Raw genomic sequence first — 16145 nt, forward strand, 5'->3', positions numbered from 1 at the left:
ATTAGTTGATTTTGTTTATCTTGCATTTTAAACTTCATATTAGGGTTCCTCCTAAGGTTTTGAGTTTGAGTGGTGTCTTACTCATATCTTACTGAGGAGCCCTATTTTTTTCAAAGCTGAAAAATAACGAACTACAGGAATGCTAACCTTGTTAGTCCATTAAGAAACCCAGTATGGAAACAACGAATAGAAATAATGAGACAATAGCAAACTTCAAAAAACCTCATTTTCTATCTTTTTGAGGTTCAGCTAATCCTGTTATTAACAAAATCGAACACTTCCGGTAATTAGCTGATAGGCATATAAAGCAACTATTATTCTGATGAAGTTCGCCTTTAAGGATTCAAGTTTCAAAAGGGTACGAGATTCGTTCAAAATCTATGCATTTGACCATTTTTGTAAGTGAATGTATAGTTTCCTTCTTTTTTCAATAAAACCGGCAAGTACTGTGAAACCATCTCAGCAATTCCGAGATTAAGCGGATGAAGTATCCAATCAATGGATTTCCAATCAAGAATGCCTTCCCGCGTTTTTTTCGGTGTTTCATAAATTAAATCCTCATCCGCCATATACAAATATACATATATTCCATCCAATTCACCTTCTGGAGTCTCCCAGGTTACGGTTCCTTTAGAAAAAAAGGAGTTTACCTCTATCCCCGTTTCCTCAAATACCTCACGCTGCGCACCCATATCAGGTGTTTCACCTTTCTCGATTTTGCCACCCACCCCATTCCAGACACCCATAATTGGAGCTTTCTCCCGGTTAAGCATGAGAAGTTCATTATTCTTCTTTACAAAACAAACAGTATACGTAAACATTTTAAAAAGAACCCCTTTATCGTTAGTTCGTGCCCCATCATGGCTAAGCTGGTTAATGGGAGTGAAGCAAAAAATACTTAACACATATAAATAAGAAGGATCATGACCAAACATCCCTCACTTCCACTGCCTCCAAAGTATTAACACATTCTCAAATTCTAACAATGAAAATGGAATCCGTAAACGCTCTCCGTCATCACTCGGGGGTTTGAGCGATATATTCGTGAGTTTGGGCGATATATTCAAGAGTTTGAGTGATATATTCGAAAGTTTGAGCGATATACTCGAGATTTTCGCTGTTTTACTCGTGTATTCGCAATTTACTCGTGAGTTTCGCTATTTTACTCGTGAGTTTGAGCAATTTACTCGTGAATTTTGCTATTTTACTCGTGAATTCTCACTTTACTGGTGAGTTTGAGCGATATATTCGAAAGTTTGAGCGATATACTCGAGATTTTCGCTGTTTTACTCGTGTATTCGCAATTTACTCGTGAGTTTCGCTATTTTACTCGTGAGTTTGAGCAATTTACTCGTGAGTTTTGCTGTTTTACTCGTGAATTTCCGCAATTTACTCGTGAGTTTTGCTATTTTACTCGTGAATTTGCACTTTACTGGTGAATTTCACTATATACTCGTGAGTTCGTATTTTCATAAGAAAGCAGCGATTCCTTTAAGGATCGCTGCTTTTCTTATTTATGCTCCTGCCCAAACATCTTTCGCATATCTGCCATTCTCCTCTAATGATTGCAGCCATTCTGTGGCTTCTTCTCTCTGTGTTTGATAGATATGCATATAGCTGTCAATTATGGTTCGTTCAACATCTGGCGCCATTTTGCTTCCGTCTCCGCAGATGTATAGGTGTCCTCCTTCTTCTTTTAATAAAGGAAGGATGTCTTGGGCGTTTTCCGCCAATCGGTTCTGGACATATGTTTTTTCTTGACCGGGACATCTGGAGTAAGCGGTGTGCAGTGTTACAAGGCCCTCTTGTTCGGCATGGACGAGTTCTTCTTGATAGAGGAAATCGTGTTCCGGATTACGGCATCCAAAGTAGAGGTGGGCCGTCCCTAGCGTTTCACCTTTTTCTTTCAAGGCGCGACGTGATTGTATGAATCCCCTGAATGGTGCAATGCCTGTTCCAGGGCCGATCATGATGATTGGTTTTCCTGTTTGCTTTGGCAGCTGGAAGTTGGATTGCGGCATATTGATAAAGCAGGCTATTTTGTCTCCTTGGGAGCGTTCTGCCAAATAATTCGATGCAATTCCTTTGTATTCCCCGTTGCCGCTCAAAGCTTCTCCACGGACGACGCTTACGGTGATGCTTGCTTCTCCTTCGTTGTGGAGTGGTGAGCTTGAGATGGAGTAGTATCTTGCTTTTAAAGGTGGCAGTAAAGCCAGGAAACGTTCAAACGGGATTTCACATGCAAGATACTTTTCGATTAGGTCAAGCATGGTTATGCGCTTGTTCAGGATTTCTTGTTTATAGGTATTGTCCAATAGAAGATCTTCAAGTTCTTTTACATGTGGAGGACATACCGTATGAGTGGCAAGCGCCCGTATTTGAGACCGGGTGGCGGGTTCTTGGAACTCCACATGGTTTGATAGTAACTCTTCCAGTTTTACCGGTTTTCCTGTAGGAAGATGGGCAGCTTTTCCGGAATCCCCAGTCAGATTCACGTAATCTTGGCCGTTTAGGTTAAATCGACTGAGCACTCGCTCGACAAGTTCCGCTGGATTTTGCGGAAGCACCCCGAGATGATCGCCTTCCTGATAGTGTATTCCCTCTGGCAGCGTTAATTCTATATGACGTGTACTTCTTCCGCTATCTTCATGTTGTAATTCAGCATTCCTTTTTACAATGGATGTAAACGCATGATGCGTGCGGGCAAGCGGTGTGCCGCTCACATCACTTACGAAGTTCATCGTAATCGAGCTGACTTCCCGATCATTCTCATTGACTTTAATGTTCAGGGCTTCGGCAAGATTCGGCCAAAGGGCTTCTGTCCATTTCTCGTAATCCCCTTCAAAGTCATCGCTAGCATCTCCATAGCCTGTTTCTGACAGCCGCACTGCACCTTTTTGTTCCAGCCGCTCATCAATGAGGTTTGGAATGCGTTGGTACGTATTGGCCCAATTGCGGTCACCGCAGCCGAAGACCGCATAGTGAACACCATCCAATGTGCCACCATGGCTTTCCTTCAGCCATGAAACGAAATCACCTGCATTATCAGGGGGATTTCCATTATAGGATGCCGTAACTATGAGAACAGCTCCTTCTTTGGGAAGCCGATCGGTGTAATCATTTAAAGGGGCAACTTCGGCATGGAAGCCTTGCCGCTTCCCTGTTTCGGCAAGGTCACGAGCAATCCCTTCCGCTGTTCCCATGTTTGATCCAAACAGGACGAGTAATGGTGTTCCATGTACTGATTCGGTTGGAGATACCGCGGCACCTTTTTCCGGAGAGTTTGGTTCTGAAGAAGCAACGGTAAACGACATCGCCGGCTTCATCGGTGAAACGCGCATGGTCAATCCGTCCGGTTTAAGAGTCAATGTTTCTTTAACTTCCAATTGATATTCTTCATGATCGATCAGGTCAAAGTGCTGTAAAACCATTCCAAGCACCAGTGTCGCTTCATGAAGCGCAAACTGCTGTCCGATACAGGCGCGCTGCCCGTTTCCAAACGGTTTATACGCATGATAAGGGATGGAATCCAAATCCTCGAACCGCTCAGGAATGAACGATTCAACGTCATCACCCCAAACGGATGGATCACGGTGAATCTCGGGAATGAGCAGTGAGAACACATCATCTTTCTTCACATTGTATTTTCCATCCAGCATGGTATCTTCTTTCGCATAAACGGAAAACGACGGAGCTGTCGGCCACAGACGAAGCGTTTCATTCAGTACCATCCGGACATATTTCAGCTTTTTCACTTGTTTATAATCAGGAACATCATCACCCAGCACTTCATCGACTTCCTGCTGCGCTTTTTTTAACTTGTCTCTGTTATTCATGAGGAAATAGATGGCGAACGATAGGAGACCGCTCGTCGTTTCATGCCCAGCTATTAAAAAGGTAATGATTTGAAAACGAATATTTTCATCATCCAGTGATGCACCCGTTTCAGGGTCGACTCCTTTTAACATATGGGAAAGAAGGTCATCTTCTCCGTGATCGCCATTTTGTTTTCGTTCGGCAATCAATTCATCCACTAGAGAGAACATATATTGAATGTCTTCCCTGAATTGTTTTTTAGATTTGATCATCAGTTTATCTTGGATTCCAAGCCGCTGCGTTTGGCTCATCGCTTCATCCAACGCACGCAGCATACTGTTGACAAATGGATGGGTGGTCTCCCGATAAAAACTGTTAAAGCGGTAATTGAACCCGCATAGTCCGATCGTATCCAAGGTCAATCGTGTCATATCCTCAGGAACATCTATCTCATCAGCCGGATTCAGGCGAGCCCATTTTTGAATGAGTTGGGTAGCAAGATCCACCATTTTAGCATGATAGCCCTTCATTGCCTGCTGGCTAAAGCTGGGAAGCAGGATGTTATGGGCCTTTTTCCAATTCGGTTCCTTCGTTTCACTTGTGAAGAGACCATCACCGCCAAACGCCCTCACTTTCTGCAGGGCTGGACCGACTTTCTTATCAAATCTTGTTTCATCACATATTTCTTTAGCGAGGGCAGCACTGGAGACGAATGTAGTGATTCGACCCGGAAATTGAAACTGAAAAATCGGCCCAAGTTCTCGTGCCAGCTTCATGAAAGACTGAAGGGGCTTATCCTTATCAATGATAGGCAGGCTGCCTAGGGGGCCATATGTCTTTGGCTGTGGAAACTGAGTTGTATTTTCCATTTTATTAGCACCTCTTTACGATAGTTAGATTGCGGAATGAACGTTCATTCCGTTTATTTTGAAAGTGTCTTAAACGTGCAATCGCACTGCATCCCAAAAGCTTTCTTCCACATCTGCCAAAAGTTTTGGTTCAGGTTCTAACTCCCCGATGCGAACAAGTCGCTCAAGCTCAAGAAAAGCTCCGTAAATGATGGCAATCAAAGCTGAAGAAGGAAGCTCCTTAATTTCTTTTTTCTCTTTTCCTGAATCAAAGAAGTTTTTGAATATATTCAATAGCCCTTGAAAGCTGGCATGACTATCTTCATTTAAAAAATGGGCCCCACTATGGATTTTAATAAAATAAAGAGCTTGGTCCTGCTCGGTTGTAAAGTGAACCATCGTTTTAAAAATATGGTGAAACTGCGTGCGAATTGAATCATCATGAGGAAATCCATTCTTGACCGTTTCAGTGAAAATATCCAAGTACTCTTGAAAGATCTTGTTGCCCAGCACTTCCTTATTCTCGAAATAACGATAAATGGTACCCGCTCCAACTCCTGCCGATGCAGCAATCATCGGAATCGTCGTCGCATCATATCCCCGTTCTGCGAAAAGCACTAAAGCGCTTTTTATTATACTGTCTCGTTTATTTGCTGCCGTGATCATAATGATCCCCCCTTTTTTCAAAAGATGCGGAATGAACGTTCATTCCTTTAATCCAAGTGTATACCCAATAAAATCCAATCTCAATCGCGCATACTACCCATATTTTGTGAATTCTTTATTAATGGAGGGGGATAAAAGACTGAAAGTATTTCTTTTTAAGGAATAAAATGGAATGATAAACTATCGTTTGCCCCATAAGAAAAAGAGCTGATAGTCACAGCTCTTTCACAGGTTTACTGAAATTAACTTCTTGTTCACCTATTAAACGAGAAGAAACTTATGCTTGATTATAACGTTCAGATAGTTTCCTTTTATGGGCATTGAACACTTCCTCCAAGGGGATATTGTATTTGTTCGCAATCACAATCAAGTTTCCTAACACATCTCCCAACTCTTCGGTTAGCTCCTGTATGTTTTCTTCAAACGAACCAATAACTTCATCAGGTCTATCCCTGCCGATCTCAAGGGAACGAATGGCTCGTGCAACCTCGCCAGTTTCTTCTGCCAAAAAGCCAATGCGAATGAAGATGTCCAATTCTGACCATCCCCGTACTTCATAATAATCTTTTACCCATTGTTGAAATTCAGTGACGTCCATATCCATCCACCCTTCTTTTTTATCATTCAAGTTTAACAAATCCCCTTTAATTTTGTATGATAAGAAAGGAAGATTACTAAATGGGAGATGTGATATTTTGAAAAGTCTAGCTGTATTTTGTGGATCAAGCAAAGGTGCATCTGCTGTCTATGTAGAAGAGGCTAAAAAACTGGGTGCGGAACTGGCAAAACGTAAGATTACCCTTGTTTATGGAGGCTCAAGTGTAGGAATCATGGGTGCAGTTGCAGATTCCGTCTTGGAAGCAGGCGGAAATGTAATTGGCGTAATGCCAGATTTCCTAGAAAAAAAGGAAATAGCACATAAGAACTTAACCGAGCTGATCGTCGTGGAATCCATGCATGAAAGAAAAGCAAAGATGGCTGAGCTTGCAGATGGGTTCATGGCTTTGCCAGGCGGGCCAGGAACATTGGAAGAATTCTTTGAGATTTTCACTTGGGCTCAGCTTGGTCTTCATCAAAAACCTTGCGGACTCTTAAATATCAATCACTATTATGATCCTTTGGTTGCTTTATTCAACCATATGTCCGACGAACAGTTCCTTCATGAAAAATTCCGTTCCATGGCGCTGGTGGATGTTGAACCAAATGGACTTCTTGATCAATTCATTACATATGAACCGCCAACCGTAAAAACTTTCATTACCGAGAAACAAACCTGATCATTAAAAAACAGCCGGCCAAGATCAATAATGATCTTGGCCGGCTGTGATAAACTGCAGGTTAGGTAAATATCCGGTTTAAATAATCTCCATGCCCTTTGATAAGTTGCACTTCATGTTCGGATGAAATCCAGAAGAAATGAAATGTCAGCCCCGCTTCATCTCCTCCACCCGTCGGCTGATGGTCCCATTCATCAGGAACATTCGACACACTTATTTGATAAAAATATCTATTATGTATGGCACCATCGACGTTCTCCCAAAAATCTTCTATTATTAATTTCTCTACATGAAAATTTTCCAGACCTGTTTCTTCTTTCATTTCCCTAATCACTGCTTGGTAAGCATCTTCTTGAGGCTTCACCGTTCCCTTGGGTATCTGTATACCGGCTTCCTTAATGGGATGTTGAAAAACCAATACCTGTGTTTCTCCATTATTGATTCTTGTCACATACCCGTAAGCTTTTTTTATCGGTATCACCTCAATCACCAAAAGCAAAAATGAGCTCTGTCTCGCATACAGTTTCCCCCTCGACAGTAGCCCTTCCTGTTCCTTTACCGATAGGACCTTTCAAGCGAGTAATCTCCACTTCTAAACGTAATTGGTCCCCTGGTTTTACTTGCCTTTTAAAACGGCATCCATCGATCCCGGCCAAAAGTCCGATCCGTCCTTTATTTTCTTCTTTTGTAAGCATGACAACAGCACTTACCTGTGCTAATGCCTCCACGATCAACACACCTGGCATCACTGGGTAATCGGGAAAGTGACCAGAAAAAAACTCTTCATTTGCCGTGACGTTTTTAATGGCCACCGCCCTCTTTCCTTCTTCCAGTTCCAAAACTCTATCAACTAAAAGAAATGGATAGCGATGCCTGATAATGTCTTTGATTTCTTGGATATCAATCAATATTAAGTCCCCCCATTGCGATGGATTGCTATCACTTAATTTTACCATCAGAATCACCATATGGATATTTTTGTATTATAAAAAAAAGGCTGCCTGAGCAACCCTGTTTTCGCTTACAAATCCTTTGATTTTTTTTCCTTCGATTTAGTTAACGGGGATAGAACCATTTCTTCATACCTCTCATATCCCCCTAATAATTTATGAATCAAGCTTATTTTAGGAACAACAAGGTAAACCGCCAATCCTGAAATGGTGCTCAGTATTGCTCCTGCCAGCACATCCGCCGGAAAGTGGACACCTACCCAAATACGGGAAATGCCAACAAGAAAAGCCAGCATGATCCATAACAACCACCATCCTCTTTTGAAAAGCCAAAAAGATACACAAAACGAGAAAAACAAGATGGTATGGTCGCTAGGAAATGAATTATCCACTGCTTTTTCAATTAACTGATTAACATTGGCCAATTCGGCAAATGGCTGATTATTCGAATGCAATCTCCCTGCCATTTTCCCCATCATTTCAGCCATTACAAACGTAATCATCCCACAAACAACCATCATCCTACTCTGTTCATTTCGAGTGAACCATATTAAGATGACTGCCAAAGCTAATAAAAATACCATGTACTCGGCAATGAAAATGGCAGAAGGGTTTAAATAATCGTACTGTTTCCCTAAGTCATTGATCATTCTGAATACATTGGTATTCAACTCAAAAAAGTCCATTTCATACCCAACCTTCCTCTTTTTCTTACATATTAAAGAGAAAGGAAATATATCGCCATCGTTCTTCCTAACAGTTTAAGCTGCCGTCTTACAATATTGTCACGCGGTTAAAGAAGCTTAGTGGTGTCTTGTATATTTCCTGAACTTTCTATATAATCCAAGGAAAAATACGGAGGTTAGTCAAATGAATAATGACAGGAACTCTGTTCTAATTCAAGAAAAACAGGAAACGGTTTGGAATGCGATCACGAATGATGAAATCATTTCAAAATGGTATGCCCCGGGTTCAAAATGGAATATTCCTAAACTCCAGGTTGGAGAGAAGGCAATCTTCGTATTAATGCCTAGTGCACATAACAATCTTAAAGAGAATGAAAGCATCCCAATGAGCTTTACAATCCAAGAGATAATCCCTTACGAAAGGTTTTCTTATTCTTCGGATTCGGATAAACTCGTTTTCACTTTCGAAATATTCCCAGAATCCCAAGGCACTAGAGTATTTATTAACATGGACGGATATGAACTTAGTTTGGCTAACTTAAAGGCATGTTTAGAAGGAAAAGAACTTCCCTATACCTAATCATTCAAAGAGAACCTAGTTCATTTCCATGTTTATTAAAAAATCACTGCTATGCCCCTTCGTATATAGCGTCTGAAGGGAGACGGCTGTATTTATAATAGAAGAAATTCGCATAAGGAGGTAAAAGATGCTGCACATACAGAAAAAGTCCGATACTGTCATCATTGTCATTCATGAAATATATGGACTGAATCAACATATGCAGGGTTATTGTGAGTTATTATCAAATCAAGGTTTTGATGTGATCTGTCCGGATTTGTTAGGACGTGGGATGCCATTTGATTATTCCCAAGAGGATGCTGCTTATCGACATTTTATGGAGAACGTAGGTTTCATGGATGCTTTATATAAGATAAAGGATATATTATCGGATATAAAAGATGAATACCAAAAGATTTTCATTCTTGGATTCAGTGCAGGGGCAACTGTAGCTTGGCTGTGCAGTGAGGAAGAGTGTGTCGATGGAATTGTTGGTTACTACGGTTCGCGTATTAGGAATTATGCAGAATTGGCGCCACGATGCCCTGCACTGCTATTTTTCCCCCTAGAAGAGCCATCATTTAATGTCGATGAGTTAATTTCAGCTTTAGAAAGTAAGGATGTCGAAGTTCATAAATTCATGGGGGAACACGGATTCAGCGACCCTTACCATTCAAAATATCATGCAGAATCAGCACAAGCAGCCGTTAGCAAAATGATGAAATTTTTTATGGTGAATTAATGTTCCACATTCACCCTACTGCCGTTTTGTATGGACCCAATGTATAGAACCCGCATCACTATGGGGGTGACAGTCATTTTGAACCTTTTTATATTCTTTTTCCAATTATTTCAAGGTTAACTTCATAAGCTGTTCCACCGTTTTATTTACAGTATGGATCATAAGTTTATAGATTAATTCCTTCCGCCTTTCTTCCAAGCCCTTCCCCATTTCACCCTCTCCTTCTATTCTCATAGAATATGAAATGTTTCCTTAGACAGGGGGAATGATCGTCGGATTCCTTCTCCTCAATTTTACTTATTTTAATATATTCATTCTCTAAATCGGTTAAGGTCAATTCAAATAGATGGATGTCATTCTTTTTGTAAACTCCCTTGTTAATCAACTTGTTGATCAGGAAGTTCCTTTTTTTCTCAATGGCTTTACGCAATAATGTCCCCATGATAAATCCTCCTTTTAATACGTATTGACTTGCCCATTCACAAAAAAACCGGAGACACCTCTTTACATGAAAGAAAAGTCTCCGGTTTTCCGGTCAATTAACCTATAATTCCTATTTAATTACTCGGTATTATTATAATACTAACTACATGCTCCGTAGTCAACTATTTTTTTCCTGGGGAAAAGGCAATGTTTTATAAAGCCATTATTTTTTTTCACTGTCAAATGGTTTTGTCTTTTTAACTAACCATATTCCTAATACTAAAATGATCACATAGAGGACGAGTGAAGCTGTACTTGGAAGAGAGAATAAGTTAAAAGTTAACGAATGACCAAAAAACATGTTGAACAACGGTCTTATCAATCCCTGAACTGCAAATATAAATAGGACAATCCCTATAAATCTTAGTACTTCATTCGTAATTTTAGACATTATTAATCACTTCTTTCGGTGGCTTTATCAAATATGGTTTTTATTTCCATTATTGCAGAATCAATATCAGTTATTTCTTCTTTTGCGATTGTTGAACTAAAGCTATCAATTACGTTTCTAACTGCTCTAGCCATTATTTCAGGAGGAAATTTTCTAAAACTCCTGTCAACATCCTGCCCGTATTGAAAAATCTCGATTAGTGGATTTAATATGGTGTTATTTTCATCCACAAAGATCAATTCTCCGTTTTCATTTCTTCCGTTAAGCACTATTTCCGTTATTGCCAATGTTTCTGCTTTATTTTCCGACACGAATCTTAAGTTAGACTCGATGTATGATTCTAACATCCTTTTTGCATCTTCCTCCAAGATTATGTGCTCTCCCATATAAATGGCCGCTTTTTCATAATATTGAGTAATTATTGCTTCCAATAATAATTCTTTCTGAGGGAAATGGTAATTTACAACACCTTTACTTACCTGTACCTCCTTAGCAACATTTCCGATAGAAAAATTAACATAACCATATAGAGAGATAAGTTCTACTGATTTTCGAATGATTTTATCTTTTGTTTTCACGATACCCACATTTTAGTACGACCGTACTAAAAAGTCAACAAGTAAAGGCTAAACCTGCTATACCAATTGTTATAGAGTGAAAAATTGTAGGGGGAATCTGAAATGTCAGGAAAGAAGTTACTCAATTAAGTAAGAATTTGAAGGATTTTATGCAGAAAAAGACGGGAAATAAAAAGAACAGAATAAGAAAGAAACAAATAAAATTCATTCCTTTACTTATAACTGTTCGTGACAATAATGTATAACGCAAGAATCACAGGGATTAACGAGATAATAAGGTTATTAGGCGATTATACAAGAATCGAAAAAATAATGGCTGCTACTCAAAATTTTTCCGTTTGCTTCGCTTCATGAAATGCCGCTTTCACTTGATCTAACAGGTCTTTATCCGAAAGCAATTTATACCCCGTAAGTGCTAGAGCTTTTGCTCCGGTCAGGATGGCTTTGTCTCCAGCAGGAGATTTGGCACAGTCGCGGAATTCATTCGTATGGGCAATCAACTCATCATGTCCAATTTTTATATAAGGATGTGCTGTCGGCACTGCATGGCTTACATTACCTGCATCCGTCGAGCCAAAGCCACTCTCTTTTCGAGGAGCCACCGCTTCCCCTAATTGAGTCAGTTCTTCTTTTAGCAGTCCATCCAGAACTGGATTGATGACAAAATCGAGTACTTCATTTTGGAAACGTTCCACTTTAACCGTGCTTCCTGTGGCAAGTGCCGCCCCTTCAGCAACAGCACGTATTTTATTGGATACTTCTTGGCAAAGTTTCCACGTTGTTGCTCTAATGTAAAATCTGGCGGAAGCATATTCAGGAATGATGTTAGGCGCTTCCCCGCCATTGGTGATGATTCCGTGAATTTTGACCTCGGCCGGGAGCTGCTGACGCAAAGCATTAATGCCATTGAACAGCTGAATCACCCCGTCAAGTGCATTCACGCCTTCTTCAGGTGCAGCTGCTGCATGTGCAGACTTCCCGTAAAAATGAAAATCAAGGGGGTCGACAGCCAAAAACGGACTTGTTACCCCCGTTTTTCCTGCAGGATGGATAAGGATGGCCGCATCCACCCCATCAAATAGACCGTGCTTCACAAAGCTTCCTTTTGCACTTCCATTCGGCCCGCCCTCTTCAGCCGGTGTTCCGAAAACGATCACCTCTCCGCCCGTTTCCTCCAGCACTTGAGCCAGGGAAATGCCTGCCGCCACACTCGTTGTGCCGATGATATTATGGCCGCAAGCATGGCCTAAACCCGGCAATGCATCATACTCGGCTAAAAAGGCAATTGTAGGTCCTTTCTTTGAAGAGGTTTTTTTGGCGATGAACCCTGTTTCATGCCCGGCAATATTGCGGGTCACTTCAAATCCTTCATTTTGAAGTATTCCGGTTAATGTATCCGAAGCGAAGAACTCTTGATTTCCAATTTCAGGTTTAGCATGAATGGCTTGGCTCGTTTCGATATATAATTCGGAATGAAGGTCGATATGATCTTCAATGATTTGCTTATGCTGCTTCAGCACTGATTCTCTCGCCATGTCTTAATCTCCCCTTTTTCTTGAATCCATCCATTACTTTTCATTAGCTGGTTTTGTCCAAGCATCCTGGTAATTCACTAATTCATCTACAGAAACATAGGCAGGAATGGTGTTTCCTTTAAACGTTTTTTCAATGAACGCTTCCACTTCTTTCGATTGATAAAGCTCCACTAATTTTTGCAGCTCAGGACGATCGGCATTACCCTTTTTAACTGCAATGATATTAATATATGGTTTCGCCGTTTTACTTTCATGGAATAAAGAATCTTTTAATGTAAGGCCTGCTTCGACGGCAAAGTTATTATTGATGGCTGAAGCATCGGCATCATCCAATAGACGCGGTGTATTGCCGGCAGCAACAGGCTGGATTTTCAAGTTTTTCGGATTTTCCTTAATGATTTCCAATGATCCCGATCCATTGAATTCTTCTTTCAATGTAATCAATCCAGCTTCCTGAAGCAGGAGCAGTGCACGGCCAAAGTTTGTTGCTTCATTCGGAACGGCTACCGTAGCACCATCCGGAAGATCTTTGAGACTTTTATGTTTTTTCGAATAAAGGCCCATAGGTGCAATGACAGTCGACCCGATGGCCTCCAATTTCAGATTTTGATCTTGAACGAATTCATCGAAATAGGCGACGGTCTGGAATGAATTGGCATCAATTTCACCTTCGCTTAACGCAAGGTTCGGTTGGATATAATCATTGAAAGTGACCAGTTCGATATTAAGTCCGTCCTCTTTCGCCAAGTCGACAATGTATTCCCATGTTCTCGTATCCCCGCTGCTGACACCGACTTTCACTGTTTTCACATCACCCGAACTCCCTGATGCACCCTCTTCATTCCCGCATGCTGAAGCCACGATGGCCAATGCCAATACCATGATCGTTAATAAGATTTTTTTCATTTTTCCTGCCTCCTGTTAGTTTTATCTTCTTCTGATTTTTCTTGAAACAAAATTCCCGGTGGATTGCAATAATTGAACGATGATCACGAGTGCCGCTACTGTGACAATCATCGTCATCGTATCGAACCTTTGATAACCGTAAGCCAAGGCTAAATCCCCGACCCCGCCTGCACCGACGGCACCTGCCATCGCCGTAGATCCAACAAGCCCGATTGTCGCTGTTGTAAATGTCAGGATCAACGAGCTAAGTCCCTCGGGAATCAAAAAGTGGTAAATGATTTGCCATGTTGTCGCCCCCATCGCCTGAGCTGCCTCGATGATCCCTTTGTCCACTTCCAACAGTGAGTTTTCCACAAGCCGGGCAATATAAGGAGCCGCGTAAAAGATAAGCGGAACAATGGCCGCATTCGTTCCGATCGCACTGCCGACAATCATTCTTGTAAACGGAATGAGTGCTACAAGCAAGATGATGAAAGGAACGGACCGCAGGATATTGATGATCGGGTTCAATACATTAAAAATCCATTTATTCTCCAGGATGTGACCCTTTCTTGTAATGACAAGCAGGATACCGAGCGGAAGCCCGATCAATCCGGAAAATATCAATGAGATGGCTACCATATAAAGTGTGTCACCGAAAGCTGTCGACAGCTGCTCTGCCGTTATTTCCATTCCCCAAAGCGTATTACCCATTTATACTTGCACCTCCTGGACGAGAATCCCCTCATCTTTAATATATTGATAAGCCTTGTCGACCTCATTTTTGCTCCCCGTCACTTCGATGATCAAATTCCCGAAAGGAGTTTCCTGGATTTCAGAAATATTGGCTGATAAGACACTTAAATGAACATCATATTTCTTCGAGATGGTTGAAAGTAAAGGAGTACCCGAAGTAGTTCCAATAAAATTAATTTTCCAAATAATCGGGATATGGGACCCTATGCTTTTTAAGAAACTTTGTGGAATTTCGTCATGTATGACCGTTCTCACGAAGTTTTTTGCAATATCCGTTTGCGGCTTGGCAAAAACTTCGAAAACCGAACCTTGTTCAACAACGCAGCCGCCCTCCATGACCGCTACCTTATTGCAAATTTCCCGAATGACAGACATCTCATGAGTGATTAGCAAAATGGTGATATTGTATTCTTTATTAATTTTTTTTAAGAGCTGCAGAACTGCACTCGTTGTTTGTGGATCCAATGCCGACGTAGCTTCATCACACAATAAGATCGATGGATTCGTAGCCAACGCCCTCGCAATGCCGATCCGCTGCTTTTGCCCGCCGGATAATTGTTCCGGATAACTCTTTGCTTTGCTCGATAAGCCAACGAACTCCAATAGCTCGCCTACACGTTCTTTGATTTCCTTAGCTGGAGTTCCCGATAAAACCAGCGGCATGGCAATATTATCAAAAACAGTTTTTGAGTTTAGTAAGTTGAAATGCTGAAAGATCATCCCGATTTTTTTCTTTTCTGCCCGTAATTCCTTCGGGCTTAATTTGGTTAAATCCTTGCCCCCAACAACCACCGAACCATCTGAAGGATGTTCAAGCAAATTGACCAACCTGATCAACGTACTCTTTCCGGCCCCGCTATAACCGACTACCCCGAATATATCCCCCTTTTCCACTGTCAAATCAATGCCCTTCAAAGCCTCGACAGTCTGTTTCTTTGTTTGATAAACCTTTTTAACACCTTGAAACTCAATCATCCAATCTCCCCCCATGCTGTTTATTTGTACGAATTCCTTATCCAGAGAGAAGAGCTTTGCAACGCTTCATAATGATAGGGTTAAATTTTCGAAATTCACGAGTAAAACTGCAAAATTCACGAGTAACTGCACCAATTCTCCAAATAACCATATACATTTTGAATAAACAAAAGAGGCCTCTTCCGTCATCAGACAGAAGAGGCCTCTTTTAGACATAAAAAAGAGTAAACTCTTAAATTAATTATCTAAGAAAAGCTCCTTCTTATCTTTCAAACTTTCGTCCGTTGGAATTAGCACAGTATTTTTACAAAAGTAAAAACCCGCTGCCGAGGTATCATAGGGCCAAGTCCCTCCACATCTCTTGATAAGAATTAACGTTATATTTAATTATGTCCTTCACTATATATTCTAATTTCGCTAAAGTCAACCATATTTTTCATCGCTATAAATAGTTTCACAGTATAGTGAATCGATACTTTTTAATTATATTAATATAATGATTTACTCATTCTCCATACAGGGTATTTTTCATTTTCTTCCCTTATCTTCACCATGCCTGAATTCGTATATAAAGAAATCGCCCTTTGATTATCCGGAGAAACCCTTAGATGATATTCGGTTACATTAAATTGCCTGAAAAAGTTTTCTGCGTAGCGAACCAATTCCTTGCCAAGGCCTTTACTGCGGTATTCGGGAATAAGATAAAATAGATTCACATAGCCAATTTCAGTTCCTTCATACTCCCGAATTTGAAGTTCCATTTGTCCAATCGGTTCTTGGTCCTTTTCAATGATCACCTGTCCATCCGGAAATTTGCGGACCCTTTCTTCCATTCGTTGCAGATAGGCATGTTCATCTCCAAAACCAGCATCAGTTCCAAAACTTACAACAAAGGAATCTTTCCGGAAATTAATGATAGTATCTTTATCTTTGTCCGTATCAATGGTCCGAAAGATCAACTTCATCCACCCCTATCATTTTAGTGAAATAGTTTTCAT

Annotated in this window: 17 protein-coding genes and 1 riboswitch; of the genes, 3 read left to right on the top strand and 14 right to left on the bottom strand. The window is 40.9% G+C overall.

The genetic code is table 11. The annotated features are described in order from the left end of the window. Nucleotides 1-371: 371 nt before the first annotated feature. The 4 genes from AC1DIV_RS20560 to AC1DIV_RS20575 all read right to left on the bottom strand — a co-directional run bounded on the left by AC1DIV_RS20560 (nucleotide 372) and on the right by AC1DIV_RS20575 (nucleotide 5928). A complete protein-coding gene (locus tag AC1DIV_RS20560; protein ID WP_477577300.1) occupies nucleotides 372-821 on the bottom strand; it encodes an NUDIX hydrolase in 450 nt (149 codons plus the stop codon). A 693-nt stretch (nucleotides 822-1514) separates the two neighbouring features. Beyond that, a complete protein-coding gene (locus AC1DIV_RS20565; RefSeq protein WP_477577301.1) occupies nucleotides 1515-4685 on the bottom strand; it encodes a bifunctional cytochrome P450/NADPH--P450 reductase in 3171 nt (1056 codons plus the stop codon). Nucleotides 4686-4754: 69 nt separating this feature from the next. After that, nucleotides 4755-5330, bottom strand: a complete 576-nt coding sequence (locus AC1DIV_RS20570; protein ID WP_323598243.1) for a TetR/AcrR family transcriptional regulator — start codon at nucleotides 5328-5330, stop codon at nucleotides 4755-4757. Nucleotides 5331-5607: 277 nt separating this feature from the next. Continuing rightward, nucleotides 5608-5928: a MazG nucleotide pyrophosphohydrolase domain-containing protein gene (locus AC1DIV_RS20575; protein WP_477577332.1), complete on the bottom strand. Its 321-nt coding sequence runs from the start codon at nucleotides 5926-5928 to the stop codon at nucleotides 5608-5610. A gap of 97 nt (nucleotides 5929-6025) precedes the next feature. Between AC1DIV_RS20575 and AC1DIV_RS20580 the strand changes: the two genes are divergently transcribed. Continuing rightward, nucleotides 6026-6607 (top strand): LOG family protein, encoded by a 582-nt coding sequence (locus AC1DIV_RS20580; protein ID WP_063594709.1) that lies wholly within the window; start codon nucleotides 6026-6028, stop codon nucleotides 6605-6607. Between the two features lie 61 nt (nucleotides 6608-6668). Here AC1DIV_RS20580 and AC1DIV_RS20585 read toward each other — a convergent pair whose 3' ends face one another. The 3 genes from AC1DIV_RS20585 to AC1DIV_RS20595 form a co-directional block, all read right to left on the bottom strand. Next, nucleotides 6669-7088 carry an NUDIX hydrolase gene (locus tag AC1DIV_RS20585; protein WP_340877504.1) on the bottom strand — a complete coding sequence of 140 codons (420 nt, stop codon included), beginning with the start codon at nucleotides 7086-7088 and terminating at the stop codon, nucleotides 6669-6671. Nucleotide 7089: 1 nt separating this feature from the next. Continuing rightward, nucleotides 7090-7515 carry a 3-hydroxyacyl-ACP dehydratase FabZ gene (gene fabZ / locus AC1DIV_RS20590; protein WP_063575217.1) on the bottom strand — a complete coding sequence of 142 codons (426 nt, stop codon included), beginning with the start codon at nucleotides 7513-7515 and terminating at the stop codon, nucleotides 7090-7092. A gap of 113 nt (nucleotides 7516-7628) precedes the next feature. Then, nucleotides 7629-8243: an undecaprenyl-diphosphatase gene (locus AC1DIV_RS20595; RefSeq protein ID WP_477577303.1), complete on the bottom strand. Its 615-nt coding sequence runs from the start codon at nucleotides 8241-8243 to the stop codon at nucleotides 7629-7631. A 184-nt stretch (nucleotides 8244-8427) separates the two neighbouring features. Between AC1DIV_RS20595 and AC1DIV_RS20600 the strand changes: the two genes are divergently transcribed. Next, a complete protein-coding gene (locus AC1DIV_RS20600; protein WP_477577305.1) occupies nucleotides 8428-8823 on the top strand; it encodes an SRPBCC family protein in 396 nt (131 codons plus the stop codon). Nucleotides 8824-8950: 127 nt separating this feature from the next. Beyond that, a complete protein-coding gene (locus AC1DIV_RS20605; protein ID WP_477577307.1) occupies nucleotides 8951-9544 on the top strand; it encodes a dienelactone hydrolase family protein in 594 nt (197 codons plus the stop codon). 211 nt (nucleotides 9545-9755) lie between these two features. Here the strand turns inward: AC1DIV_RS20605 and AC1DIV_RS20610 are convergent, their stop codons facing one another. From AC1DIV_RS20610 to AC1DIV_RS20640, 7 genes are all read right to left on the bottom strand, one after another. Continuing rightward, the gene (locus AC1DIV_RS20610; protein ID WP_063594715.1) at nucleotides 9756-9986 is read right to left on the bottom strand and encodes a Fur-regulated basic protein FbpA; all 231 of its coding nucleotides are present in this window, start codon (nucleotides 9984-9986) and stop codon (nucleotides 9756-9758) included. Nucleotides 9987-10420: 434 nt separating this feature from the next. Next, nucleotides 10421-10996, bottom strand: coding sequence for a TetR/AcrR family transcriptional regulator (locus AC1DIV_RS20615; RefSeq protein WP_340877509.1), 576 nt, complete (start codon nucleotides 10994-10996; stop codon nucleotides 10421-10423). Nucleotides 10997-11319: 323 nt separating this feature from the next. Then, nucleotides 11320-12531 carry a M20 family metallopeptidase gene (locus tag AC1DIV_RS20620; protein ID WP_477577308.1) on the bottom strand — a complete coding sequence of 404 codons (1212 nt, stop codon included), beginning with the start codon at nucleotides 12529-12531 and terminating at the stop codon, nucleotides 11320-11322. 33 nt (nucleotides 12532-12564) lie between these two features. Next, nucleotides 12565-13437, bottom strand: a complete 873-nt coding sequence (locus tag AC1DIV_RS20625; protein ID WP_340877511.1) for a MetQ/NlpA family ABC transporter substrate-binding protein — start codon at nucleotides 13435-13437, stop codon at nucleotides 12565-12567. A gap of 21 nt (nucleotides 13438-13458) precedes the next feature. Continuing rightward, nucleotides 13459-14109, bottom strand: coding sequence for a methionine ABC transporter permease (locus AC1DIV_RS20630; protein WP_477577334.1), 651 nt, complete (start codon nucleotides 14107-14109; stop codon nucleotides 13459-13461). Nucleotides 14110-14130: 21 nt separating this feature from the next. After that, nucleotides 14131-15147, bottom strand: coding sequence for a methionine ABC transporter ATP-binding protein (locus tag AC1DIV_RS20635; RefSeq protein WP_072273526.1), 1017 nt, complete (start codon nucleotides 15145-15147; stop codon nucleotides 14131-14133). Between the two features lie 259 nt (nucleotides 15148-15406). After that, nucleotides 15407-15518, bottom strand: a riboswitch (SAM riboswitch). 117 nt (nucleotides 15519-15635) lie between these two features. Further along, a complete protein-coding gene (locus AC1DIV_RS20640; protein ID WP_477577310.1) occupies nucleotides 15636-16112 on the bottom strand; it encodes a GNAT family N-acetyltransferase in 477 nt (158 codons plus the stop codon). Between the last annotated feature and the right edge of the window lie 33 nt (nucleotides 16113-16145).

It is taken from the genome of Peribacillus sp. 05N428 (genome assembly GCF_056397085.1).

What these genes read in the sequence shown, in the direction of transcription:
- AC1DIV_RS20560 (WP_477577300.1), bottom strand. Translation starts at nt 821, where the DNA reads ATGTTTACGTATACTGTTTGTTTTGTAAAGAAGAATAATGAACTTCTC.
- AC1DIV_RS20565 (WP_477577301.1), bottom strand. Translation starts at nt 4,685, where the DNA reads ATGGAAAATACAACTCAGTTTCCACAGCCAAAGACATATGGCCCCCTA.
- AC1DIV_RS20570 (WP_323598243.1), bottom strand. Translation starts at nt 5,330, where the DNA reads ATGATCACGGCAGCAAATAAACGAGACAGTATAATAAAAAGCGCTTTA.
- AC1DIV_RS20575 (WP_477577332.1), bottom strand. Translation starts at nt 5,928, where the DNA reads ATGGACGTCACTGAATTTCAACAATGGGTAAAAGATTATTATGAAGTA.
- AC1DIV_RS20595 (WP_477577303.1), bottom strand. Translation starts at nt 8,243, where the DNA reads ATGGACTTTTTTGAGTTGAATACCAATGTATTCAGAATGATCAATGAC.
- AC1DIV_RS20600 (WP_477577305.1), top strand. Translation starts at nt 8,428, where the DNA reads ATGAATAATGACAGGAACTCTGTTCTAATTCAAGAAAAACAGGAAACG.
- AC1DIV_RS20605 (WP_477577307.1), top strand. Translation starts at nt 8,951, where the DNA reads ATGCTGCACATACAGAAAAAGTCCGATACTGTCATCATTGTCATTCAT.
- AC1DIV_RS20610 (WP_063594715.1), bottom strand. Translation starts at nt 9,986, where the DNA reads ATGGGGACATTATTGCGTAAAGCCATTGAGAAAAAAAGGAACTTCCTG.
- AC1DIV_RS20620 (WP_477577308.1), bottom strand. Translation starts at nt 12,531, where the DNA reads ATGGCGAGAGAATCAGTGCTGAAGCAGCATAAGCAAATCATTGAAGAT.
- AC1DIV_RS20625 (WP_340877511.1), bottom strand. Translation starts at nt 13,437, where the DNA reads ATGAAAAAAATCTTATTAACGATCATGGTATTGGCATTGGCCATCGTG.
- AC1DIV_RS20630 (WP_477577334.1), bottom strand. Translation starts at nt 14,109, where the DNA reads ATGGAAATAACGGCAGAGCAGCTGTCGACAGCTTTCGGTGACACACTT.
- AC1DIV_RS20635 (WP_072273526.1), bottom strand. Translation starts at nt 15,147, where the DNA reads ATGATTGAGTTTCAAGGTGTTAAAAAGGTTTATCAAACAAAGAAACAG.
- AC1DIV_RS20640 (WP_477577310.1), bottom strand. Translation starts at nt 16,112, where the DNA reads ATGAAGTTGATCTTTCGGACCATTGATACGGACAAAGATAAAGATACT.